This window comes from uncultured Sphingobacterium sp. (assembly GCF_964277905.1).
GTDB lineage: Bacteria > Bacteroidota > Bacteroidia > Sphingobacteriales > Sphingobacteriaceae > Sphingobacterium > Sphingobacterium siyangense.
Map to the genome: position 1 here is coordinate 34,781 of NZ_CAXYKD010000022.1, position 24,267 is coordinate 59,047.

Below are 24,267 nucleotides of genomic sequence, written 5' to 3' on the forward strand. Positions count from 1 at the left end.
TATGGAAGAAAACAATACTTCAAGATTTATTCCTTATGACTTGATTCAGAAAGAGCTGGATGGGACTATTTCCGAAAGGGAAGGAGTGTTGCTTGGGCGTTGGATTTCGGAGGATGTGGCGAACAACGAGCTATACCATGAAGTTAGAAGTATAGCTGATGACCTTATAGTACTGGAATGCTATAAAAAGGTAGATTCCAGTAGCCATTGGGAAAAATTTAAAAATCAGTTGGATAAAACAGGGGATCAACAAGAAGCGGAGATCGAGACACCTGTACGAGCAATCTGGAAACCCTGGATGAAATTTGTGGCTGCAGCCGTATTGTTCGTGGTCGGTTTTGCCGGCTACCTGAACTTTGACCGTTGGATGGGGTATGAAGTCCGATTATATGGATCGGTAACACAGCAGCCTATCGTACTTCCCGATGGTTCGATCATGACACTTCAGGCCGGAGCCGAGGCGATGTTCAACAAAAGGACATTTCCACAGCAAAGAACTGTTGAGCTAAAAAAGGGAAAAGCACTATTCGATGTCGAACATCAGACAGGAAACTCCTTTGTGGTCGATCTTGAACATAATTATGTGCGTGATATCGGCACTACCTTTGAAGTCAATTTACTGGAAGATGATGTCGAAGTCCTTGTTAAGGAGGGAAGTGTTGCCTTGAGCAGTGGAAAGGGCGATCATGCAAAAGAACTTGTTTTACAGAAAAATCAAAAGGGACTGTATAAAAGACAAACGGCGTCTTTATCTAAAATTGATCTGTTGGCAGATAATGATACTGATGTAGCACAAAAGTTGAGCTACTCAAATGTTCGGTTGGATAGTATCTGTACAGATCTGGAAAAGCATTTTCGGGCGAATATAACTGTCGTTGGAGATAGTTTAAAAGCACGCAAGCTAAGCATGTACTTTGATGGGCAAACGCTCAACGAGATTGTTCAGATTCTTTCCAAAACCTTAAATGTGAAGTGGAAAGCCGGTAAAAAGGGATATAGTATCTACGAATAGGCTCTTCGCTTTGCTGATATGAAAGATAGGATTCTGTATCGTTTGCTCTTTTTCTGCTGGTTGGTTATAGCGATGTGTCCGAAAGCCATGGGACAGAACTCCCCTGCCGAATTACGGATCTCAATTGACACTCATAACAAACAGATTCTTCAGATACTTGCTGAAATTCATAATACATACGATATATCCATGTCTTATGACGAGCAGGTCTTTAATAAAAAGATTATTTATAGCCGATCGTTTGACAAATCCAGTCTGGAAGAGGTTTTAAATTATTTGCTGAAAGATTCCAATGTTGGATTTACAATGATCAATAGGGCGCTGATCTTCTATGAAGAAGATAAAACTTTTACCGTGAAGGGGCGTGTTGTGGACAGTTTAAGTGGCGAAAACCTGATTGGTGCCACCTTGTTGATCGCGGAGAAAGGTAAAAGTAGTTTAAGTAATAAATATGGGTTTTACTCACTGACATTACCACGGGGCGAATACAGTTGTTATGTAAGTTATCTGGGCTATAAGACAAGGTTGGTCTCATTAAATGCTGAGTTAGAAAATAATTACCTGGTCATTAAGCTCGCTCCAGTGGATTTTAACTTGAGTGAAGTGGTGGTTAATGTTGATTCTTCCTTCACAGCGCAGCACATGGGAAGTTTCACAGATAAGGTCAACTGGACCCAAGCACGAAGAAATGCCTTTTATAAAGGTGAGGCTGATATCATGAAGGTATTACAAATGCAAAATGGGATTAACGGATTAACAGAAGGCGGCAGTAATCTTTTCGTAAGGGGGAGCGGTAAAGACCAGAATCTTATTTTGCTTGATGAAGCTGTTGTTTATAATCCATCGCATCTATTCGGTTTAACCTCTGTGTTTAATTCAGACATCTTGAAGAATACGCAGCTTTATAAGGATGCTATTCCTGCAAATCTAGGGGGGCGTCTTTCTTCCATCATGGATATGAGTACTCGAGACGGCGATGCCAATGCTTTTCATGTTTTTGGTGGGTCAAGTCTATTGATTGCTCGGGTTGGTGCTGAGGGGCCATTTATAAAAAAGGGAAAAGGTGCTTTCATTGCCACTGCACGGGGAAGTATATTAAATGCTTTTAATACGGATTATCGCTTGTTTAATGTCAAAGGTAAGTACAGTGATTATAACGTGAAGTTCAACTATACATTTGACGAGAAAAATCGGGTTTACCTTTCGGGGTACTATGGGGAAGATAAGGTTATTTCACCGAATAGGAATACCAATCGTTGGGGTAACTGGACTTCTACTTTGCGATGGAACCATGTGCATAGTGATCGGTTGTTTATGAACCTTTCGGCCATATTCAGTGATTATCATAATAAATTGGATGTTAGTAAACCCGAATCGAGTGATAATCAAATCTGGTTGACACGGATACGTGACTTTAGTTTGAAATCCGATTTTACGTATTTTATGGGATTAGACCGCACCTTGGATTTTGGTCTTCAGGGAACCCTACATCGTTTTAATCCCGGGGAGATATCACCGATAAATTCAAACACGGAAGATAATATTTTTAGGGCGCAAGCTTATGATTATACGGGGTATGTTTCTTTTAATTGGAAGATCGATTCAGCCTTCCGGATTGTTGCGGGAATACGGGCGAATGCCTTTTTTAATGCCTCCTTCGGACGCTATTATTTATTGGATGGCAGCTCGTATAAGCCATTGTCGAACGATGCCGACAAGAAAAAGTCGTATTATGGTTTAGAGCCACGCCTGTCTTTGCAATATAAAATGGGCAATGACTATGCTTTCAGACTGGCTTATAATCGGAGTTATCAATATTTGCAGTTATTACAGAATGATGAACTTGCCTTTTCCTCATTGGAAGCTTGGGTGCCGGCGGGATTAAATATTAAACCGCAATATGTTGATGCTATTTCTTTTCGTATCAACAGGTTATGGTATCATGGAAATATTGGACTCGAAGGGTACTGGAAGAAGATGGGCAATCAGGTCGAATTGATCGATCATGCGCAACTGATACTTAACCCATTTATCGAAACACAGCTGCGACAAGGGAAGGGGCATGCTTATGGACTGGAATTATCTGTCAATCAGCGCGTCGGTGAGTTTACGGGCAGTATCTTCTATAGCTGGTCGAGATCTTTTCGTAAGATCAATGGCATCAATAAAGGAAAAGAGTATGCGGCTAATTTCGATATTCCACATGTGCTTAAGAGCAACTTGTCCTACGATTTGGGGAGGTCGGTGCATCTCAATGCTTTTTATACAATTCATACGGGAAGGCCATTAACCTATCCAATAGGATTTATGGAATATGAGGGTATATATGTTCCGGTGTATTCAAGCCGTAATTCCCATCGTATGCCTACGTTTAGTCGGTTTGATTTAAATTGCTCGGTAGATTTGGAAACTATAAAGCAACGAGAGCGAGGAAGAAGACATACCTTGAATTTTGGATTATATAATGTATTTGATCAGCGCAATCCACTTTATTATAGTTTCTCCGAAGATAGCAACGGGAATTTAGCTATTCAGAAAACGTCATTTTCTGGTCGAGTTCCCTCAATTAGTTACACAATGAGATTTTGATTGATATGAGATTCTTATTGATTATAGTTACTTGCTTCCTAGCGGTTTCTTGTCAGAAATCGGCTGTAGACGAAGGACAATCGTACGATATGATTGTTGAAGGCGGGATTAATACGATGTACAAAGAGCAGTATATCCAATTAAAGAAATTGGACGGGCTAAAGTCTAATTCAGGGACTATCGGGATTAGTGGGGCCACCGTACGTGTAACCAATGGTCCCAATATGATTGAATTCAATGATTTGGGTGAGGGGCTTTATTATGGTGAGCTGTTCAATCTGAGGGACACAGTAGGAAATGTATTTCAGCTTACGATTACTTTGAATGGGAAATTGTATGAAGCACAAGATCAATTGATACCTGTGGTACCAATTGAAAATGCCTTTCTACCGGTTGAAAAAAGTAATTTGAACAATAAATGGACTGTAAAGGTTAATAAGCATCTCTTCGGGATGCGAACCTCCAATAAATGGCTTATTATGCCGCAAAAGGATTTTTCTGAAGATGATATTTCTTCTTTTCGCTCTCCTTTTAGCTACAGTTATCGTTTGGGGGCACCCAATGTACTGAATAACTTACTTGGGAAGACATACAACTATGAAGTTTCGTTGAAGGACAGTTTAATCGTCTCTAAGTTTTCTGAATCGCCACGTTACTCCCGTTTTATTTATAATCTATTTCAGGAGACTGAATGGAAAGGATTATTGTCTGCAGTACCTGCCAATGTTGAAGGTAATATTTCGAATAATGCCCTTGGCTTTTTTTATGTGATGGACGGTGTGCGTAAATCAATTCCAATAAAGGACATTAGAATCAGTAAATAGTGTCGTAGGGAAGGATTTCAGAGCTTATTTATTGATGAATAGCTCCAGGTGGTCAAAGACATTGTTATTATTCAAAGCAAATATTTACACATAATATATACACATGAACACTGCACATTATAAAGCAGATAGATTATTGCTATTTCTATTTTTCTGGTTATGTTTGGCCCTAAGACCAATACAGGCGGAAGTACTGCCAAATTACGTTATTCCACTTAAAGATACCAATAACAAACAAAAGACAATGCTTGTATTTATTACGGGCGATGGTGGTTATAATGATTTTAGTAAAAGCCTGTTATCTTACTTCTCACTCGATGGATATCCTCGTTTGGTCATCGATGCAAAAAAATATTTCTGGAAAAAGAAAACTCCGCAAGAAGCGGGAAGGGAATTCGAACGATATATTGACCATTTCAGGAAAGAATGGGACTGCGACCAAATTTATTTGATAGGACATTCATTTTCTGCCGGAGTGTTACCTTTTGTTCTGAATAATTTCTCGGATCCGTTGAAAAAGTCAATCCGGCATGTTACTTATTTGTCGCCCGATCAGTATGCGAGTTTCGAGGTGACCGTATCGACTATGCTTAACTGGAAACAGAAGCCCAATGGCTACGAAGTACTAGCTGAAGTCTTGAAGCTAAAGCAATTCCCTTCGACTTATGTCTTTTGTAAAGAGGGTGAAGAAGATCTCGTGAAAATGTTTCGTAATGCGGGATTAAAGGTCGATGTACTGGCAGGGCCGCACAATTATAATCGTGATTTTAAGACTATTTATAACACAATTCGATTAAGATAGCATTCGTATTAGGACTTTTTTATAAAAACCTTGTCATCCTACTGAATTTAGATGCAAGGTTTTTTTATGCAATATCGTTTTTTATTGGTTTTACTGTTCTTTACTTCTCGACTATTTGGACAAGGAACTTCATTAACAGGGATTGTCCTCGATGCCTCAACGGCAAAACCTATACAAGGTGTTACTGTAAAGCTTTCCAATACGGCAAAATCTGTAGCAACAAATAAGGAGGGGCAGTTCCAGTTACCATCCGTGCCTGACAATTGGGAGTTACTATTAAGTGCCGTTGGCTATAAAAAACAGGTATTCCCGATGAGTGTCGCACAGGGCAAGAAAGTTCTTATTATCCGTTTGGAAGATGAACAACAAAGTCTCGATGAAGTTGTCGTGAATGCGCCTAAAAAAAGAAAATACACGAATAAACATAATCCAACAGTAGATTTAATCCGTAAAGTAATTGAAAAAAGAGATGAAAATAATGCGTTAAATGGAACAGCCGGTAGCTATCAAGAATATGAGAAGCTATCGATGTCCTTGTCTATCCAAAATCAAAAGGTGGATAAATCCCGCTTGCTCAAACGTTTCGGATTTTTAAAACAGGGGATGGATACGCTAAAATATCCCGGTAGGTCGCTGATCCCGATATTTATGGATGAGAAAATTGGTCAGCGAAAATTGGATGCTCTTAAAGGTAACAGCTTTGTTTTACTGGGTGAGAATCAGTCGCGCGTAGATCAGTATCTGGATGAAGACGGTATTGATGAGTATTTGGATAAAATCTATGGTGAAACAAATATCTATGATACGGATGTCTCTATTGGGAATAGACGTTTTTTGAGCCCTATAGCAACGTTGGGACCTTCGTTTTATAAGTATTACTTGGTTGATACCTTGAAGGATAGTAAACCTTGGCATGCCAAAATACGCGTAGAGCCGAGGAATAGGGAGGATGCACTTTTTTCAGGCTTCATCTATATCCGATTAGACGGGAGTTATGCATTGGATCAAGCGGAGCTGACCATCAACGAAGCGACCAATATAAACTGGGTAAAGGGTTTAAATATTGTTTTGAATTATTCGGAAAATCAAGCGCATCGTTTTTTTCTGAGCAGGGGAGTACTGACGATAGATATGGGGATTTTTAAGGACGGTATGGGCTTGTTTGGGGAGAAAGTGACCAGCAGATCAGCTTCCAATGAAACACAGCTCGCTGTCAATGGTAAAGCATTGACAAGGACAGGGCCACAGAATCCGAATGGGATTGACTGGAATCTTGTGAGACCGGAGAAACTGAGTAGGCTGGAGGAGCAGGCCTTTACGAACATCGATAGTTTAAAACAGTCAAAATCCTTTAAAAATTTGATGGCTTTGGGCTCCTTCATTATGTCGGGTTATTATGGGCGCGGTGTTATCGAAATAGGGCCAGTACCTTCATTTTATAGTTTTAACCCTGTAGAAGGAAGCCGATTTAAATTTGGTGGCAACACGACGGATATTTTTAGCAAGACATTGGTCCTGGATGGTTATGGTGCCTATGGTACGAAAGACAGGCAATGGAAATATAACATGGGTGCCACCTACTCCTTTAACGGAGAATCGGTCTACAAATTTCCTGTAAAGTTAGTCTCTGCTAAGGTTAGTAAAGAGGTGCAGGTGCCGGGACAGGATCTAAATTTTATTGATAATGACAATTTTTTGCTTTCATTCAGAAGAGGGGAAAATGACAAAATGTTTTATCTACAGCGGAGGCAGATCGAATACTGGCAGGAATTTGAAAGCCATCTATCCTTTAAAGTAGGGTTCTTTAATCAAATCCTTAGCCCAGGTGGCATATTGGAGTTTGACCGTCGAGCTTTTAGAAGAAGTAACGGCAATGAGCTGTGGACCTCTGCTTTCACCGGAGAAATTCGCTGGGCTCCACATGAGAAATTATACCAAGGGAAACGCTATAGACGTATTATCAATACAGGTCAGCCCATTTTTACCTTAGCCGCACAGGTTGGTGTGAAAGGTTTATTGGGTGGAGATTATAACTACCAACGTTTTATATTAAATGCCAATAAGCGATTTTTTGCGTCCCAATTTGGTTTTGCCGATATCGTATTTGAATCGGGCATCCAATTTGGAAAGGTTCCCTATCCGCTGATGATTATTCACCGGGCAAATCAAACCTATTCGTATCAGCTCAACTCATACAATTTGATGAATTCAATGGAATTTATGAGTGATAAGTACACGTCACTATTGCTTCAACATTCATTTAATGGTTTTTTTCTGAATAAAGTTCCGCTTCTGAAAAAACTGGATCTCCGGGAGATTGCCTCTGTAAAAATGTTGTATGGAGCTGTCGATGCCTCCAATAGATACACGAAAAGTTTTGATGAATTACCTAAGGATCCTCGCGAACCGCAGCTGTTCTCCCTCAATAATGGGGCTTATATAGAAGGGAGTGTTGGCTTGAGTAATATCTTTAAAATTCTACGCGTCGATCTGGTTCGCCGTTTTACGTACCTGAATAATTCCGGTGTATCTCCATGGGGTGTCAGGGCAAAGATCGGTATTGATTTTTGATGCCTAAAAAAACAAATCGGATTGGGACTATTTTAAAGTAATGATGTCATTAGTAAAAGTGATTTAGAAAAACGAAATAATTGGGTTTGTCAATTTGAGAGGTAATTATGCTGATGAAAAACAAAATGTTGATCTGGAAATCCTTATTGGGCCTATTGGTCATTTTGGGTGCCGTATATTTTTTTGCAAATCAGAGACAGGAGCTGGCATCGTCGGTAGGGCTTATCCAGTCAAGTTCGTTGTTTTGGGTGGCAATCGGGATCGTGGTTTCTTTGGCATACATCGCAATGCAAGGTTTGGTCTATGTCTATAGTTTTAAGTCTTTGCAACAAAAGTTATCATTGGGTGGAGCTACCCGTTTATTTCTAAAGAGAAACTTTATCAGTGTCTTTCTTCCGGTAGGTGGATTTACCTCACTGGCTTTCTTTAAGAAAGAAGTTAATCAAGAGGGAATTGATGATGCAAACGCCAATCTTTCTTCTGTTATCTACGCAGTTATTAGCCTAGTGTCCTTATTTATACTCTGTCTTTTTGTTTTTCTGTTTGTAGGAATCGCAGGTCTTGATGTGCAGATCATTGGAATTATGCTTGTTTTTAGTGTTCTATTGCTGGGGTTTGGCTGGTACTGTAGATCATTTTACCGTGGAGGAGGAGCATATAATTTTACAGTACGTCATTTTCCCTCAGTTGCAGGTACCTGGGATGAACTCCATAAAAAGGGTGTGGATTTTTGGGCTGTATTGCAAAGTCTCATTTGGGCGACAGTCATTGAGCTAGTAGGGATTTTGCATATCTATATTGCTATGCTTGCTTTAGGCTTTGAAACATCGTTATTGGCCTGTACAGTAACCTATGCTGTCGGAACGCTGGTCTATTGTTTTTCACCATTGATGAAAGGGGTGGGACTGATCGAAGTGTCTATGGTTGTCATTCTGTGTAAGTTTGGCTACAGTGAAGAACAGGCTATTTCTATATCCCTTTTATATCGTTTATTTGAGTTTTGGGGCCCATTGGCATTGGGTGGAATTAGTTTCTTCGTGAATAAAAACAACATCTTTGTTCGGATACTTCCATCTGTTTTTATTTTCGTGATGGGGCTTATTAATATCATCTCCGTCTTGACGCCGGCGATTCATAGCCGTGTCACGGCATTAAAGCAATTTATATCTTATGATGCTTTAAACTTTTCAAATGCAGCGGTACTTTTCTTCGGTATATTATTGGTGATGTGTTCGGGTTTTCTGTTGAAGGGGTTACGTATGGCTTGGTATGTTGCGGTTGCGCTATGTTCGCTTTCCATTGTTGCTAATCTTTCCAAAGGGCTGGATTTTGAAGAAGCCTGGTTCGCCTTTTTGGTGCTATTGATGCTCCTTTATTCATCAAAACACTATTTTGTACAAAGTAATAGGAGATTCAGCTCCTTAAACCTCAGCTTGGTTTTGTGGCTTATTGGGGTTGTGCTGTTGTATGGAATTACTGGGTTTTATTTTCTGAATGCGAAGCATTTTAACATGGATTTTACCATTTTAAATGCGGTAAGCAGCACGCTGCACGGTTTTGTGCTACTTAATGGTGATGTTGCAGAACCTCAGACAACGATAGGACAGTATTTTTTGTATTCCATTAATTTTTTTAGTGTGATCAGTCTTTCAGCATTATTCTACTGGATGGTCAATCCGTGTCAGTTATTGGAAGAAGAGGTTGATGGGCAGATTGAAATTGCACAGCGCCTTTTGGAGCGTTATGGTAAATCCCCTGTTGATTATTTTAAGACGTATGGGGATAAAGATCTTTTCTTTAACACGGAGCGGACGGGCTTTATTGCGTATAAAAAATGTTATGGTTTTGCTATGGTGCTCGAAGGACCCGTTTGTGAGGATACTGAAGATGCGATGAAAGAACTGATTAATGCATTTGAACGCTATTGTCGCAAATCGAGTTTAAAAACAGCCTATTACCGCGTTGATGGTAGACATTTAGGGGTTTTCAAGCAGTTGGGTAAAAAATCTTTTCTGATCGGAGAGGAGGCCATTGTCAATGTCGATAATTTTTCGCTGGAAGGAAAGAAACGTAAATCACTTCGAAATGCGGTGAATAGCATTGAAAAAAAAGGTTTTGTTTCGAATTTATATCGCGCACCGTTATCCAATGGTTTGCTTCAGAAATTGCAGGTTGTATCTGATCATTGGTTGAGAGACATGAAGCGTTCAGAACGTGTTTTTTCTCAAGGCATGTTCGACGTTGGTAAGATTAAAAATAGCCATGTAATTACTTTGGAGGATAACGAAGGGCGCATTTTGGCCTTTTTGAATATCATTCCCAATTATGCTCCGGACGAGGCGACGTATGATCTTATTCGGAAATTGCAAGATGCGCCAGGCGGAAATATGGATGTATTAATTATCCGTTTTTTAGCGTATTGCAAAGAGGAAGGTTATTCTTTTTTAAATATGGGACTGGCTCCTTTTTCGGGATTTGACAAGAAGAAAGGGCTTGTTGAACGTTTGATCAATTTTCTATATGAAAATAATCCTTACTTCCGTCAACCAAAGGGCCTGAAAGAATTTAAGGAAAAATTTGATCCCTGCTGGGTCGAGAAATTTGTGGTGTATTCGCATGATCTGGATTTGATTTCAGTGCCTTTGGTGATTGATAAGGCAATGAAATCAAATGCGGGTAAGTGATAAGCTGATCTTATCTGAAGATAAGTTTGTTCTTTGATAGAATTTTAATCAATTATTTGCACAAGATCGGCGCAATTGCCGCTGAGCATATGAAAGGTAAAACCTGCGTCGAGCTTGATCTCTGCACAGGATGAGGTGCGTAAGTAGGCTGATTTACGGGTTAAGTATTCAACAAAATCAGTTAGTGTAGGATTATGACCAAAGAGTAGAACGTGATTGATATGATCAGGAATTGCATTGATAATAGATAGCAAGTGCTTATAAGTACATTCATAAATTGTTTCTTCAATTTGAATATCAAAAGAAGAAGAGCCCATGACATCTAGAAAAATACGTGTTGTTTGCATTGCGCGATTGGCTGGTGAACTGATCACGATACTGTTTTCATCTAAGGTCAATTTTGCCGATAGCTTAGCCGCTACTTGTTTTGCGTGTTGTATGCCGTCGGATGTGAGTGCGCGATCAAAATCGTTTATGCCCGGAATAGTTTCGGCTTTGGCATGTCGGATGATATAAAGTTTTTTACTGTTGTCCATGATTAAAATTTTTGATTCTATACTAATATAAATAATAACGCTTGTTGTTCCGGTTCATTGTGTTTGGGGAATGAGCAGGCTTGCGTATGAATACAAATAATAATACAGGAAGTTTTGAAAAGTATATATTATATGAATAGTTATTGCACTTTATTTAATTCTTTGTATCTCTCAAGAGGACTGGCAATGTATCGGTCACTCGAAAAGTGTGCAAGGGACTTTCACCTCTATATTTTTGCATTTGATGATGCGTGTTATCGCATTCTGTCTGAATTACAGCTGGCTAAAGCTACGATCATTCGATTGTCTGATTTTGAAGATGAGCAATTACTGGCTATAAAATCCACTCGTACTACAGGAGAGTATTGTTGGACTTGTACGCCTTCAATTATTCTATATAGTATTCGAAAATTCGGTTTATCCAATTGCACCTATTTGGATGCGGATTTATTTTTCTATGCCGATCCTATGGAGTTAATTGAGGAGGCGAATGGGGCATCGGTGATTATAACTCCGCATCGATACAGTCCCATGTATGAAGATAGTGAATCGGGAGGAATCTACTGTGTACAGTTTGTTTACTTTAAGAATTCAGAAGAAGGCATAACGGTTTTGGAATGGTGGCGTGAAGCGTGTATAGAATGGTGTTATAATCGCAGGGAACCCGGAAGGTTTGGCGATCAAAAATACCTGGATGTATGGACTACTAAGTTTACGGGGGTGCATGTTCTAGAACATTTGGGCGGTGGTGTAGCGCCCTGGAATGTTCAGCAATATGATTTTGAACATAAATTGGGGCAAGTCTGGGGCAAAGAGCTTGCTAGCCAGCGTTTATTTCCGGTGGTGTTTTATCACTTTCATGCGCTAAAATATGCAGAGAAGAATTCTTTTACTCTCGCAGGAGGCAATTTAATAAGTGAAAATGACATCCATTTCTTGTATAAACCCTATGTAAAAGCATTAAAAAATTCAGGTCGTGAAATACGGTCTTTATCGTGCATACTTCAATTTCATGAAATGAATGAAATTCCGCGTATTCGTAAATCACTACGCCGAATGTTCAATTTATATGTACTTGGCAAATTTAGAGAATATTATCATCAATCCTATTTCTTAAGATAATGGCTTATAAAATTGACTTAAAAACATTCACCGATGACCGTGGAAATTTAACGGTGATTGAAAAGGTAATCCCATTCGATATGAAACGGTTATTTTATATCTATGGGGTGGACGGATCCATACGGGGCGGACATCGGCATCATAAAACTGTACAGGCAGCAATTTGTCTGAAAGGAAATTGCGCGATTTACAATCAGGATGGAGATAGTGAACAAGTTTTTGAATTGGATTCACCAGACCAATGCTTAGTTTTAGAGCCAAAGGATTGGCATCAGATGTTTGATTTTTCGGAAGATGCTATTCTTATGGTACTCGCTTCTGAATATTTTGATTCAACAGATTATATTTACGAACCCTATTTTATACATGATAGTTTACGAGAACTTACAGCAGGTCAATAAGGAGTTTATGGAAGAGTATACGCAGGCTTTTCATGAGGTATTGCATGGTGGCTGGTATATTTTGGGGAAAGAAGTGAAACAATTTGAGCAGACATTTGCGGATTATTGTGGTGTGCAACATTGCATCGGAGTAGCCTCCGGATTAGATGCGTTAGTTTTGTCATTGCGCTATTTCGGCTTTAATTCCGGCGATGAAGTGATTGTTCCTGCTAATACCTATATCGCTTCAATCCTGGCCATTATGCAGGTGGGGCTACAACCCGTACTTGTTGAACCCGATGTGACTACCTACAATATTGATCCTAAAAAAATTGAATCAGCTATTACAGAAAGGACTAAAGCTATTTTAATTGTTCATCTTTATGGCAAGATGTGTGATATGGACCCAATTATTTCTTTAGCGAAAAGATATGATCTGCGGGTAATTGAAGATTGTGCCCAAGCGCATGGTGCTAGCTACAATGGCCAAAAGGCAGGCTCATTTGGCGATTTTGGGGCGTTCAGCTTCTATCCAACTAAAAATTTAGGCGCATTAGGGGATGCTGGAGCCATAACATGTAGGGATGAAAAACCGAATGATTCGATTCGGATCTTAAGGAATTATGGATCGTCTGCTAAATATGTGTTTGATGAAGTGGGCTATAATTCGAGGCTTGATGAGCTGCAAGCAGCCTTTTTGTCTATGAAATTAAAATTTCTAGACAAGATCACAGCCCACAAAAGGAGCTTGGCAGCAACCTACCTAAGTGAGTTAAAGTCTGATTTTATTCTTCCAGTCATACAACCTTTACAGGAAGATGTTTATCATATTTTTGCAATTCGTCACCCTGAACGTGATCGGTTGAAGCAGTATTTATTGGATAATGAAATAGGCACGGAAATTCACTATCCAATAGCTCCACATCAACAAAAAGCGATGAAGGGAATTTTATCAGGTGATAGATATCCTATTTCTGAGAAAATTCATCAAACTATATTGAGCCTTCCAATTTCTTACGGACATACGGAGGATGATATTTTTAGAGTGGTTGAGGTAATGAATAAGTTTTCCTAAAGTTTTTTATGATTAATTTATTCAGAGATTTTAGCATTGGAATTTTTTCCAGCAAAAAAAAGAAGGCAACGCGTCTTTTGTTGGTTTTAATGTCTTTAGGATTAACATCTTGCCAGATTTCGAATGTAACATAATGTAAACCCAAGACCTCTAAAAATTTAAGATCTTTTGTGTTTGGTAAGGTGCCGAAAATCATGCTACCGTTTCTAGTCGTATTTAATAGTTCTGAAGGAGAGGTTCGTAGCCGAAAACTGTCGGGGTTGGTTGAGTTAAGGAAATTACCATAGGTTTCATATTCTGAAAATCCCGAAAGAGATATATCTTTTGCGGCTATATTTTCAAGGATATGATATGGCCAGACCAGATCACCTGCGTTTTTGCTGATCTCAAGTAGCATTTTTTGCATCAGCTTTGTTTGGACCATAAAATGTTCTGATATATACGAGTAGTTGACTGTTTTTTTTAAACCAAGTATATGTTCCATTGTTTTAAAATATATGGTGTGGTTTTCCTCACTCTTATGGATCAATACCTTTTCTTCTTCGTCAAAGAAATTGATTGGTTTTAATGGGATGGTATCTGCATCCCATATTAGATAATAGTCACTTTGAATGATTTTGGAGATTTCCATTTTTAAGAATTGCTGAAAGTACCAGCCGGCTCGATCTTCGTCATTTATTTTTTGTCTTAAGAAGTCGGCGACAGATTGAAAATTAAATCGGTCGAATAATTCATTTTCGTTAACAAAAATTAAGTTCGTTAAATTGAATGACTGAAATTTTTCGAAATGAGAAACGTTTGTTATGAGATAGACTTGTTTTGCTTGAAAAAATCGCTTAACTTGTTTGATCACAACCTTTGCAGTTTCAATGTGCTGCGGACCTAAGCAGATGACAATATCGTATTTTGGGTTATTTGTAAATAATTGCATCATCATAGAATCTAGATGAGTTAAAATGTGACAAAAGTTGGTAGAATTAATCCCGTAGTCTCTATCGTAGCATCATTAATCCATTTTTTTGGCGATACGACAACTTTACCAGGATTATCGTTTAACCAAGCGCCCCACCAGCTAAAACTGCTATTCGCAATAATATGATGTTTACATAATGACATGAGCTGTAGATCACGAAAACTATTAGAGCCGGAGTTATGTTCAACAAAAATCGCATTTATACCTATAAACTTTGATCTACACCATTGTATATCATTAGAAAATACTACAAAAAGCGGTGAATCTTGGGTCTCAAGAATATACTGTATGCTTTTTTGATAGTAGTCCTCTGTACATATATCTTTAAATAAGGGTTCTTGTAGATAATCACCACGTCTAACATGTAACGATACTGCGTTTTCTTCGTCGATAATATGTTTTAAAAGAATATTCTCGCGATCATCCATCTTAGGAAATTGGAGCTTTTGTCGGAGTAGAGGGGCAACTTGACTAAGATAATCTATATGTTGCCAATAACCCCAGTAGTAGCGACTTCTATTGTCTTCAAAAATATCTTTTGTGTAAGAAAAAGGCGAAGTTTCCTCAAAATAGATATGCTTTGTATTATACAGTCTTCTCAATTTTCTCCATAGCCATTTATTGTTGTTCCTGGTATAGATATTTGTTTCAAAAGTGCTGAGTTGTGGAAGTTTAATGTTGAACACTGCTTCTAATTCGAAACCATTATGTACATGGTAGCCATTAAAATCTTCTAAATCGACTTTTACGTGCTTAAATTTTTGTTGTAATGACAAAAAAAATGCATACTGAAAGAGCTGATTTCCTAGGCCGCCTAAGAATTTTACAATCTTCATAAGTTATCTTTTGAGAAAGGACGATAACGTTTGTTTAAGTCCTTTTCTTAGATGCCTGAATTCGCATATGTGCCATTCAAACAAGGGTTTTTTTAATAATAATTTAATTGTTTGGAACTTTCCTGCTCTTATAACAATTTCGAACCACTTATTATAAAGCTCTTTTGAAAAAGCTTCCTGTTTATAGATATTATACTGCTTATTCTTTTCTTTAAGTAATGCAAGGATATAAAAATTTTCTTCTAGTGTGTAATTATCGCTTCTAAAATTAGCTAAAAGAATGGCGATATATTTGCATTCAACATTTAAAGCAAATTGATTAACCTGTCTAATTTTTAAGTTGTAGAGCGCTTGATCAAGCTGGTCTCTTTTCCGTATGGAAATATTTGTTCCATGTATCCTATATTTCACTAGGTAATCTTCTAAATTTTCAATTGCATATTTTTGGGAAATTCTATAGAAGAGATCGTAGTCCTCTATCAGAATATCTCCTTGATATCCATTTACTTCTTTGAATATTTTAGTTTTGATCATTGTCGAAGAATGAACAATTGTGTTTTCAAAAAACAGGGTAATTTTTATTTTGTCTATATCCGTGAAAACATCGAGTCTTTCTCCAGTCTCGTTGCCGTTCTGATCAATAATAAGCGCTCGGCTGCCAACAACAGCAAGATCGGGATTATTTTGGAAGGCATTTAGCTGCTTTTCTAAACGATCTGGTATAGCTATGTCATCGCTGTCCAAAATAGCGATAAAGTTCCCCTGGGCTTCAAGTAAAGCGATATTTCTACTTTCGATTAATCCACGATTTGTTTCATTTTTTATAACTCTTATTCTGGGATCATGAAAGCTTTGAATGATTGTTTCTGTATTATCAGTAGAACCGTCATTGATGATAAGCAATTCAAAGTTTTGAAATGTTTGATTTAAAGCACTCTTTATAGAATCGGCAATAAATTTTGAAGCATTAAAGGCGGCCATTAATATGGTAACTTCTATTTCATTCGACATAATTAATAGATTGATCTTATTTATTTGATATAGATATCCTCTTCACAGCTTTAGCTTCGCTAATTCTAGAAGGAAATTGAGCCTCATCTAAAAATACTTTTTAAATAAAAAATAGATTTTTTGAAAGCGGATATTGGCCAATTTATATTCTTTTGGGGTAGCTTAACATTTATAGATTTTATAAAGTTATCAAGATTACTGGCTGGAAAAAAATCTAATTTTTCCCAACTACAGGCGGGTAAAGGATGAAAATCCAAATAATTTTCATAATTCTCAGCTGATAGTTTATCCCAACTTCTATAGAATTCTATAGTATCGAAGTCATTTACATGGCCCCAATTATTGATTTTCTGCTGTATTTCGGAATTTTCTCTAGCCCAGGATTGATGAATAACATAATAATTTAATATATATTCTTTTGTATTCTGCGTAGCCCTTGCCTTGCTATAAAAGGGGAGGTTGGTCACCAAACTGCACAATTCATTATAAGGGGATATAATAAAAAAACCATCGGTTGTTTTCTTGAATAATACTATTAGTTTGACTCGAAAGGTAACAGGCGTTTTATCCGGTTGTTTCAAAAGAAATCTATTTCTTCTGAGAAATGTTGTTAGTTTCTTAAAATCGTACGGGTACTCGTCGCTATCCAATTGTATATGCCATCCGCCCTTGCCCATAGCTTGAGCGAGCATATTCCGTTGTCTAGTTTCGGATATCAAGGGAGCTTGTCCTGCAACATAGAAATCATCAGCATAAAAATGAATTTTATGATCGGTGTCAAGCTTTCTTATCTCTTCGAAGGTACTTTCTGGTATTTCGAAATAGTTACCTGTCCAGGTTCTTTTATTGATGTCGTAGCTTATAGTTATGCAGTCAGCCTCTGTATATACCTGTTTAATTGAGGGTATAATATATTGATAGTCATAAGATAATAAATAACCTATTTTAATTAACGTCATGATTTTTTGATTGTAATTCTACTGCTTTGATTTTATTAAATAAGGTTTCTCTAGAAAATGGCCGAAGTCCTTTTTCGGAATGCGATTGAATTTTTTTCCATAAAACTTCATCAGTATATAGAAGCAATATTTTTTCTGCGAACTCTTCTGCTGTTTCTGCTAATAATACTGTTTCGCCATCGACTAGTTTCATTCCTTCGGCGCCTATTTGGCTCGTGACAACCGGAAGATAGTATTCAAAAGCTTGTCCGATTTTGCCTTTAACACCAGCGCCATATCTTAATGGCGCAACCATTAATTTACTGTTAAGAAAGTAATGTGTTATATCTGGTACATGTCCAAGTAATTTAATCTTAGGATCGGAAATATTTAATAATGTGTTGACATCTCCCACAACGTGAAGCTCAACTTCCGGGTTTGTAGCCCAGATACGTGGCATAATATCTTCATAAAGAAATTGTACTGAATCGAGATTTGGGAGGTGCTTTGACCCGATGAAAAGCAAGTTATTACGTTGGCGAAAACTAGGTGTCTGCTCAATTTTTACTTTTGGATAATGTACATTGGAAATTACGATCATTTTATTAGCAGAACAGAACTTCTCCATATAAACTCCTTCTTCATCTGATATTGGTATAACAATGTCTGCTCTCGACGCTGCTATTTTTTCATTTCTCAGTGCTTTGATATACCATTTCTTTAAATTTTTATTTAAGGGGTCGTGCTCTAGCATACGTAACAATCTAAGATGATGAATATCAACCATATCAAATACTAATTTCGGTATTTGCAGCAATTGTTGAGCAATTTTATAATAACAGACGAAAACATCGGCGGTGTAGAACCAACAAATAGGACTGATATGCTGAATGTTGCTAAAGAATTTTCTGAGCCCTTTTCTCTTTCTATATTCATAATAAGTGGATACACCCATTTTTTGAAAAAAGGATAAATAGGGATTATCGATCCTATTGGATTCAACAATCAATGTGATATGATAACCTAAGATTTTAAATGCTTTGATTATCTCAGTAAATCTTAAATCACCTGAATTGTTATCGTATTCTGGTAGGCGGTAATAAAAGAAGACAATACTTTTGTTATTATATAATTCCAATATCCGCTGCTCGGTATTTATGGCAGAAATACCTGCGATTTCTTTTGACCATTTACGTTTGAATTTCTCCAAGTTATTTTCGAAGAGCTCCTTTTTAGATTGGTTCTGATATCCGTTTTTAGCGTTATAAGATACTCCATTAAAATGAACCACCTGGGAAAAAGGAGTATAATAAATATCTTTACCCTGAAGATATTTAAACGAGAAACATAGATCCGTTTCCTCGAAATACGCTGGAGCAAATTGTTCGTCAAAAAGATTTAATTCATTATTATCACTATATTTTTTGAATAAGAGACTGCACCCAGAACAGTAATCCACTTTATAAATATAATTTACTTCAGGATAATAATGTTCTTTTCTAACTACTTGACTTATATTGCAGTCTTTCATGAAGACACAACCGGCTTCTTGAAGACTGCCATCCGAATTTAATAGTTTTGAACCAACAGCCCCAACATTTTGAAAGGTTGTGAAAACTTCGTAGAGTGCATCTAAAAATCCTTCTTTAACTATCGTGTCATTATTTAGCAAATAAATATATTCACCACGTGCTATTGAAATCCCTCGGTTTACACTCTTTAAAAATCCTAAATTTTCTGAATTATTTATAATTTGGATATTTTCAATAAGAGAAAAATCAGTTGAATCACTACTTCTATCATTGATAAGAAGGATTTCAAAGCTAACAGTCGGTAGATGCTGGTTTATCGAATTTAGACATGACCAAGTATATGTTTCCTGATTATAGAAAGGAATAATAATAGAAACCTTCGGATTTGAGAAATGCGGGAATACTAGTTTACTCCGCGTAAAGGTTAAAGGTATATCAGTAACTTCAATTTGTTCAGCATGCAGGTTATTGATATATTTTGTTTTGTTAATCCAGTTTTTAATTATCGTGCGAAGTCCCATGTATTATTTCAATGAGTTATGAAAAAGTATTGTTTGAGGTTTTAAAGATAGTAAGAGCAACCGAATATTAAGATGTGCTAAAAAACTTCCTCGTATTTTTTAATGATATCTTTCCACGATGTATTTGCGTCGTGAATTTCGTTATCTAAGCTATAATTTTTTAAAATATAATCGGAAGCAAGTTGTCCTTGGGCTATGATAAGACCAGCATTGTTAGCGAATAGATTTATTATATAAATAATTTTGTCTACATATCCAACGATGTCTCCCTCTTCAACAGCATATGAAAAGTCTGGTTTAAAATATTCTGCGCCTCCTCTGCCTTTATATCCTACAACAATACAGCCACAGGCCATTGCTTCGGCTGGTGGTAGCCCAAATCCTTCCCGATGATTGAAACTTAAAAAAATTGCACTTTCACGCATGATCTGCGCGACTTCTTTTTCTGTTTTATCTTCAATAGCGACTAGATTCCAAGAGTTGTCTAGTCCCTTGAGTCGAAGTACATTGATAACTTGCGCTACGTCGTGAGAAAGTTTTCTTGGCATAAAGCATATTTGTTTTTTCTTCTCTTTGGAGTAAAAAAAAAGCTTATCATTTATACCCAATCTTAGCTTATGGATTGAAATTTCTGGAAAGACATATTTCAGGTAACTTTGAGAGTCTTCAGAGACAGTGAGTACTGCTAGAGTGTTATCGTCAGTATATGTGTTTTTCTGCAATTCAAAGTTAGTTGAATGGTCGAATGTGTAATAGCAGTTTTGATTAAATATTACCCGCGGGAAATTCGGGGTTATTTTATGCGCATTTAAGCCATAAAATTCTGGAAAGACTAATATGGAATTACTTTCTAATTTTTTGCTGACCAACTTTAGAAGAAATAACGTTATTCTTCTGAGGATATTGATGGTTTTTGACTTAGCAATGTATTTTATTTGCTTAAAGATATATGGATTATAGGAAATTGGAGGATCATTTTCTAACCATTTCTCTTTATTCCCATGCCATTTATGTAGGATTCTAGCATTAATTCCAGCATTATTTAATATTTCTACTTGCCTATACATCTGTTTAACCCCACCAGTAGCATATTTATTTGTCGGACAGATAAAATAAATGATAAAATCTTTTTCCATTATGATGTAACGTTTTCCACCCAATTTTCTAAAGAGTACCTTTTTGTTATTTGTAAATCTGGATTAAGATACTCATCTTTTAGAAAATTTTCAGGGATCTCAATGTTATTAATATCTTGAAGATATAGGATATTTGTCGTATTGTAAAATTCCAGGGATTTTACATTCTCGGCTGTTGTAATTAGCTTCTTTTTTAGTCCTAGAGCTTCAAAGGGACGAAAAGAAAGTCCCTTTTGATGTGGATGTGATAGGTCTAATATGATCTTGCTGTCGAAATAATATTCGCAGGAGTTTTTAAAAGGAATAATTTGCTCGATTATTTCCATATTGTTCGGGAGTTTTTCTTTGATTTGATCTTTTTTATAAGCAAAAATTCGTGCTTTTGCTTTTATCCCATGGTTGTTGAAATATCGAAATAATTTAATAGCATCATTAATTCTATTGTCGTATGTTATCAATAAGGCTACGTCAAATTTTATCTCCCCATTTTGAGCTTCCTTAAAGTAAAAATTAGTGATGGGGCTAAATCCATAATTATAACAGTCAGCAGGGTCGAAGCTCAGAACGGTATCAAATTTCGAAAGAGATTCATTTGATTGTGGAATTTTCTCGATGCTGTCCCAAAGAATCGCCTTGCTTTTTTTTGATCTACTTACGGCAGTCTCCAATGCATGTTGTGTCAATAGGTCAGGCCTATTTACGAGGAGCAAATCATACTGTTCGCATTTTTCAATGGATTTTTGAACGTAGAACTCGGATTTTACCTTTTTAAGATTAAGTCCTTTAAATTTCTTGAGAAAAAAATTATATATCCTTTCACCAATATTTTTATACTTATAGGGCTTTGTTGAATCGATTTCAATTACTTCGTAATCACTAAAGGATCGTAATCCTTTATAGACAACTTCATTAAACCCGTAATAATTAGGAGCTATAAAGAGTAATTTTTTTTTCATTTAAGGTTTGTTCAAGACCAAATACTTTGTTGAGCCAATTATCTAGCGTGTATTTTCTAAATAATTCGGTGGGAATTCTTTTATAGGGCGTATCAAAAAAAGATTCGTTTAGGAGCTCTAGGTCGTTAGCTATATATAGGATATTTTGAGGATCGTAAAAATCATAGTTCAGAATACTGGGGTTGTCAGTAATGAGTTTTTTCTCAAAAGCCATCGCTTCAAAAACACGAAAACTTAACCCCTCTTGGCCATCTCGCATAAGATCCAAAATTACTTTGTTTTTCTTATACTCGTCTAATACTTCATCTATATATATCGGGGTCTTTCTTAGTTGAATATACTTGCTAAATAGTTTGCTGGAAGATAATTGTTTTAGTTTCTCTTTCCATACTTGTTTTCCAACCACAATAATCTTACTCCTTACTTCCAATGCCGAGAGACGAACCGTGAGTTTACGAAGGAGTTTAATACGTCGTTTATCATAGGAAGTAATGTAAAATAAGTCATTGTCAATTTCTTCGGCCTGAATGGGTTGTTCTGAAAGATAGTTGTAGTTTGTTATCTTTTCAAAGCCATATTTTTTTACATCTTTGTCTTCAAAAGAATAGATCTTATTAAACAATTCCAATTTTTCTTCAATTGGAAAACGTTCTAAATTATCATAGAGATAAGAAATTAAGTAAGGTGTATATGATTTGATCTCTTTGATGGTCTGATAATCTAATGTATGGGGATTTAGAACGAGTATCTGATCTTGGGGACCTAGTTTTTTCAGTGTATCTACTACGTACTCCTGACGTTTTACATGTTTGATGTTTTTATTCAGAAAAATTTTGCTGATTGCATTTGAAGCCCGCTCACCGAAGTTTTTGTATTTATAGGCACCCATATTGATATGTGATGCATCAATACCCTTCTCTTGCAATTTCTTTACAATGTGGTGGTCGTAATTCCAGTAATCAAAGCTTATAATGCAAATCTTCATTTTTTTTCTTCTCTTTTCAATGACTTAAAAGTTTCATGTACACTGAGACTCTGTAAGTAGCAAAGTTGGTATCCTCGTCGCCCATCTAATATTCCTAGTTTCAAAAAGTATGCCTTAAAAAATTTAAAGGACACTTTAGCTAGGTGACTTAAGAGTGAGTACCGCTTATTTTTAGCGTATAGTTCTTTCCCTTTGAGCTGACCATAATGGACCATTTTTTCCTTGTAACTCGCGTAGTCTGCGAAGGAATAATGCCATATCTTGTTTTTTAAGCTACCAATCGTGCCATTAACCAGTAATGTCTCGTGCACCTTTTTTTTGGTGTCGTATGTTGCTTTACTTTTTTTGAACAGACGGAAATTCTTATCATTTTGTGTTCCCGAAAAATTAATGCGTTCGCCACAAAAGAAAAATAAACGATACATGTAATACGCGTCTTTTGCTTGCGGATCGTTTATTGTCGATAATATCTCCGTTTGGCATGCTGAAGTCAAACGCTCATCGGCATCCAAAAAAAGCACCCAATCGTTATTCGCATAAGTCAGGGCCAAATTGCGCTGTTTGGTGAAATCCTCAAATTTGTTCTGATAAATTTTCACTTTGGGGTGCAGACCGGCTAGCTCAACCGTTCGATCAGTACTGAATGAATCCAAAACGATGATCTCATCTGCAAACTCCATGCTTTTGAGGACTTCTACTATATTATCCTCTTCATTGTATGTAATGATTAAAGCGCTTATTTTTTGACTCAAGGTATACGATATAATTGAAAAATTGGACCATACGCTATTGTAACGTGAAAGCTCACTTATTCGTTACAATTTAGTTGAAAAAATGACATTTAATGTTTTCACAATGTAGATCACCAAGGTGGGCTTTATTGCTTTGTGACAAATATATTACATATTTTTTGTAATAAAATATAAAAAAAATGAAATGTTTGTGAAGTGAATAGGTATTGTTCTAATTAACACTAAGCGATTAACTAAATATTAGAAAATACGTGTTTGTAAGGGATATATCGTTATTTTTGCATGTTTTATAGTTTTGAATTTATTTTTACATCACTATACACGCTGTTTATTACCATAATTTAATTTTTATTCCAAGTGGCGATTCCAAAAGTTATCTATCAGACTTTTAAGACCAATAAGATACCCTTGTTGACAAAGTTTTATATTTGGCGATTTTTAAAGCAAAATAAAGGCTATACTAGACAGTTTTTTGATGATGGTCAAATTGATACACTCATTAGTGAAAATTTTGATCAACGTACTTATAAGGCTTTTGCCCGGTTGCAGATCGGTGCCGCTAAAGCGGATTTTTTTAGATATGCGGTTTTGTATGTTCATGGAGGTATCTATTTGGATTTAGATAGTGATATTATTGGCGTTTTGGATGAAGTGATTAAACCAGAAGATACGGCGGTGATTACGCATGAGAAGAATAGAAGTCTTTATGCACAATGGGCATTGATCTACGATAAAGGACACCCATTCCTGAAAAAGACGATTGAATTGATCGTACGAAATATCGAGGAAAATAGATATCCACATGATGTCCATCAGATGACAGGGCCAACAGTATATACCGAAGCAATAAATCGGGTTTTAGAAGAAGATCCTCAGGTTGCCTATCGTCGTATTACCGACGATTATCAGGGGCTTTTGAAGTTCAAGTATAAACTAAGTAAGATTCTGATTTACGGTGATCGCTCACTACATTGGAAAAAAATGCAGCTTCGTGTACCTGTGGTCAAACCTAAGGACGATTAGATAGTGACA

At 36.8% G+C, this 24,267-nt stretch carries 20 protein-coding genes; 10 read left to right on the plus strand and 10 right to left on the minus strand.

Annotated features, from left to right (window positions below):
- Position 1 precedes the first annotated feature (1 nt).
- The 6 genes from ACHWSC_RS09435 (at position 2) to ACHWSC_RS09460 (ending at position 10,482) form a co-directional block, all read left to right on the plus strand.
- Positions 2-1,012: a FecR family protein gene (locus ACHWSC_RS09435; protein ID WP_394676563.1), complete on the plus strand. Its 1,011-nt coding sequence runs from the start codon at positions 2-4 to the stop codon at positions 1,010-1,012.
- 18 nt (positions 1,013-1,030) lie between these two features.
- Positions 1,031-3,601, plus strand: a complete 2,571-nt coding sequence (locus tag ACHWSC_RS09440; RefSeq protein ID WP_394676564.1) for a carboxypeptidase-like regulatory domain-containing protein — start codon at positions 1,031-1,033, stop codon at positions 3,599-3,601.
- A gap of 5 nt (positions 3,602-3,606) precedes the next feature.
- Positions 3,607-4,425, plus strand: coding sequence for a hypothetical protein (locus ACHWSC_RS09445; protein WP_394676565.1), 819 nt, complete (start codon positions 3,607-3,609; stop codon positions 4,423-4,425).
- Positions 4,426-4,528: 103 nt separating this feature from the next.
- Positions 4,529-5,227, plus strand: coding sequence for an AcvB/VirJ family lysyl-phosphatidylglycerol hydrolase (locus ACHWSC_RS09450; RefSeq protein WP_153845680.1), 699 nt, complete (start codon positions 4,529-4,531; stop codon positions 5,225-5,227).
- Between the two features lie 66 nt (positions 5,228-5,293).
- The gene (locus ACHWSC_RS09455) at positions 5,294-7,798 is read left to right on the plus strand and encodes a DUF5686 family protein (protein ID WP_394676566.1); all 2,505 of its coding nucleotides are present in this window, start codon (positions 5,294-5,296) and stop codon (positions 7,796-7,798) included.
- Between the two features lie 113 nt (positions 7,799-7,911).
- The gene (locus ACHWSC_RS09460) at positions 7,912-10,482 is read left to right on the plus strand and encodes a flippase-like domain-containing protein (protein ID WP_394676567.1); all 2,571 of its coding nucleotides are present in this window, start codon (positions 7,912-7,914) and stop codon (positions 10,480-10,482) included.
- Positions 10,483-10,526: 44 nt separating this feature from the next.
- On the opposite strand, the gene ACHWSC_RS09465 is transcribed toward ACHWSC_RS09460, so the two are convergent.
- Complete coding sequence (locus ACHWSC_RS09465) at positions 10,527-11,018, minus strand: SixA phosphatase family protein (RefSeq protein WP_394676568.1); 492 nt, start codon at positions 11,016-11,018, stop codon at positions 10,527-10,529.
- A 132-nt stretch (positions 11,019-11,150) separates the two neighbouring features.
- On the opposite strand from ACHWSC_RS09465, the gene ACHWSC_RS09470 reads away from it, so the two are divergent.
- Genes ACHWSC_RS09470 through ACHWSC_RS09480 form a run of 3 tightly spaced genes read left to right on the plus strand, consistent with a single transcriptional unit; the run spans position 11,151 to position 13,595 of the window.
- Positions 11,151-12,140: a glycosyl transferase gene (locus ACHWSC_RS09470; protein WP_394676569.1), complete on the plus strand. Its 990-nt coding sequence runs from the start codon at positions 11,151-11,153 to the stop codon at positions 12,138-12,140.
- Positions 12,140-12,541 carry a sugar 3,4-ketoisomerase gene (locus tag ACHWSC_RS09475; RefSeq protein WP_394676570.1) on the plus strand — a complete coding sequence of 134 codons (402 nt, stop codon included), beginning with the start codon at positions 12,140-12,142 and terminating at the stop codon, positions 12,539-12,541. Before ACHWSC_RS09470 ends, ACHWSC_RS09475 begins: the two co-directional genes overlap by 1 nt.
- Before the next feature lie 7 nt (positions 12,542-12,548).
- Positions 12,549-13,595 (plus strand): DegT/DnrJ/EryC1/StrS family aminotransferase, encoded by a 1,047-nt coding sequence (locus ACHWSC_RS09480; protein WP_394676571.1) that lies wholly within the window; start codon positions 12,549-12,551, stop codon positions 13,593-13,595.
- On the opposite strand, the gene ACHWSC_RS09485 is transcribed toward ACHWSC_RS09480, so the two are convergent.
- The 9 genes from ACHWSC_RS09485 to ACHWSC_RS09525 form a co-directional block, all read right to left on the minus strand.
- Positions 13,561-14,532: a DUF6492 family protein gene (locus tag ACHWSC_RS09485; protein WP_394676572.1), complete on the minus strand. Its 972-nt coding sequence runs from the start codon at positions 14,530-14,532 to the stop codon at positions 13,561-13,563. The two genes, ACHWSC_RS09480 and ACHWSC_RS09485, sit on opposite strands and share 35 nt — an antisense overlap.
- A gap of 14 nt (positions 14,533-14,546) precedes the next feature.
- Complete coding sequence (locus ACHWSC_RS09490) at positions 14,547-15,404, minus strand: alpha-1,2-fucosyltransferase (protein WP_394676573.1); 858 nt, start codon at positions 15,402-15,404, stop codon at positions 14,547-14,549.
- Between the two features lie 3 nt (positions 15,405-15,407).
- On the minus strand, positions 15,408-16,415 hold the full coding sequence (locus tag ACHWSC_RS09495) for a glycosyltransferase family 2 protein (protein ID WP_394676574.1): 1,008 nt from the start codon (positions 16,413-16,415) through the stop codon (positions 15,408-15,410).
- An 83-nt stretch (positions 16,416-16,498) separates the two neighbouring features.
- Entirely contained in the window at positions 16,499-17,374 is an 876-nt protein-coding gene (locus ACHWSC_RS09500; RefSeq protein ID WP_394676575.1) for a hypothetical protein, read from the minus strand.
- Positions 17,361-19,406 (minus strand): glycosyltransferase, encoded by a 2,046-nt coding sequence (locus tag ACHWSC_RS09505; RefSeq protein ID WP_394676576.1) that lies wholly within the window; start codon positions 19,404-19,406, stop codon positions 17,361-17,363. The genes ACHWSC_RS09500 and ACHWSC_RS09505 overlap by 14 nt, the downstream gene beginning before the upstream one ends.
- A gap of 77 nt (positions 19,407-19,483) precedes the next feature.
- A complete protein-coding gene (locus ACHWSC_RS09510) occupies positions 19,484-20,542 on the minus strand; it encodes a glycosyltransferase (RefSeq protein WP_394676577.1) in 1,059 nt (352 codons plus the stop codon).
- Positions 20,542-21,498 carry a hypothetical protein gene (locus tag ACHWSC_RS09515; protein WP_394676578.1) on the minus strand — a complete coding sequence of 319 codons (957 nt, stop codon included), beginning with the start codon at positions 21,496-21,498 and terminating at the stop codon, positions 20,542-20,544. Before ACHWSC_RS09515 ends, ACHWSC_RS09510 begins: the two co-directional genes overlap by 1 nt.
- Positions 21,467-22,483, minus strand: coding sequence for a hypothetical protein (locus ACHWSC_RS09520; protein WP_394676579.1), 1,017 nt, complete (start codon positions 22,481-22,483; stop codon positions 21,467-21,469). The genes ACHWSC_RS09515 and ACHWSC_RS09520 overlap by 32 nt, the downstream gene beginning before the upstream one ends.
- Positions 22,480-23,235: a glycosyltransferase family 2 protein gene (locus tag ACHWSC_RS09525; protein WP_394676580.1), complete on the minus strand. Its 756-nt coding sequence runs from the start codon at positions 23,233-23,235 to the stop codon at positions 22,480-22,482. The genes ACHWSC_RS09520 and ACHWSC_RS09525 overlap by 4 nt, the downstream gene beginning before the upstream one ends.
- A 357-nt stretch (positions 23,236-23,592) precedes the next feature.
- Here ACHWSC_RS09525 and ACHWSC_RS09530 point away from each other — a divergent pair, with 357 nt between their 5' ends.
- On the plus strand, positions 23,593-24,258 hold the full coding sequence (locus ACHWSC_RS09530) for a glycosyltransferase family 32 protein (RefSeq protein WP_394676581.1): 666 nt from the start codon (positions 23,593-23,595) through the stop codon (positions 24,256-24,258).
- Positions 24,259-24,267 lie beyond the last annotated feature (9 nt).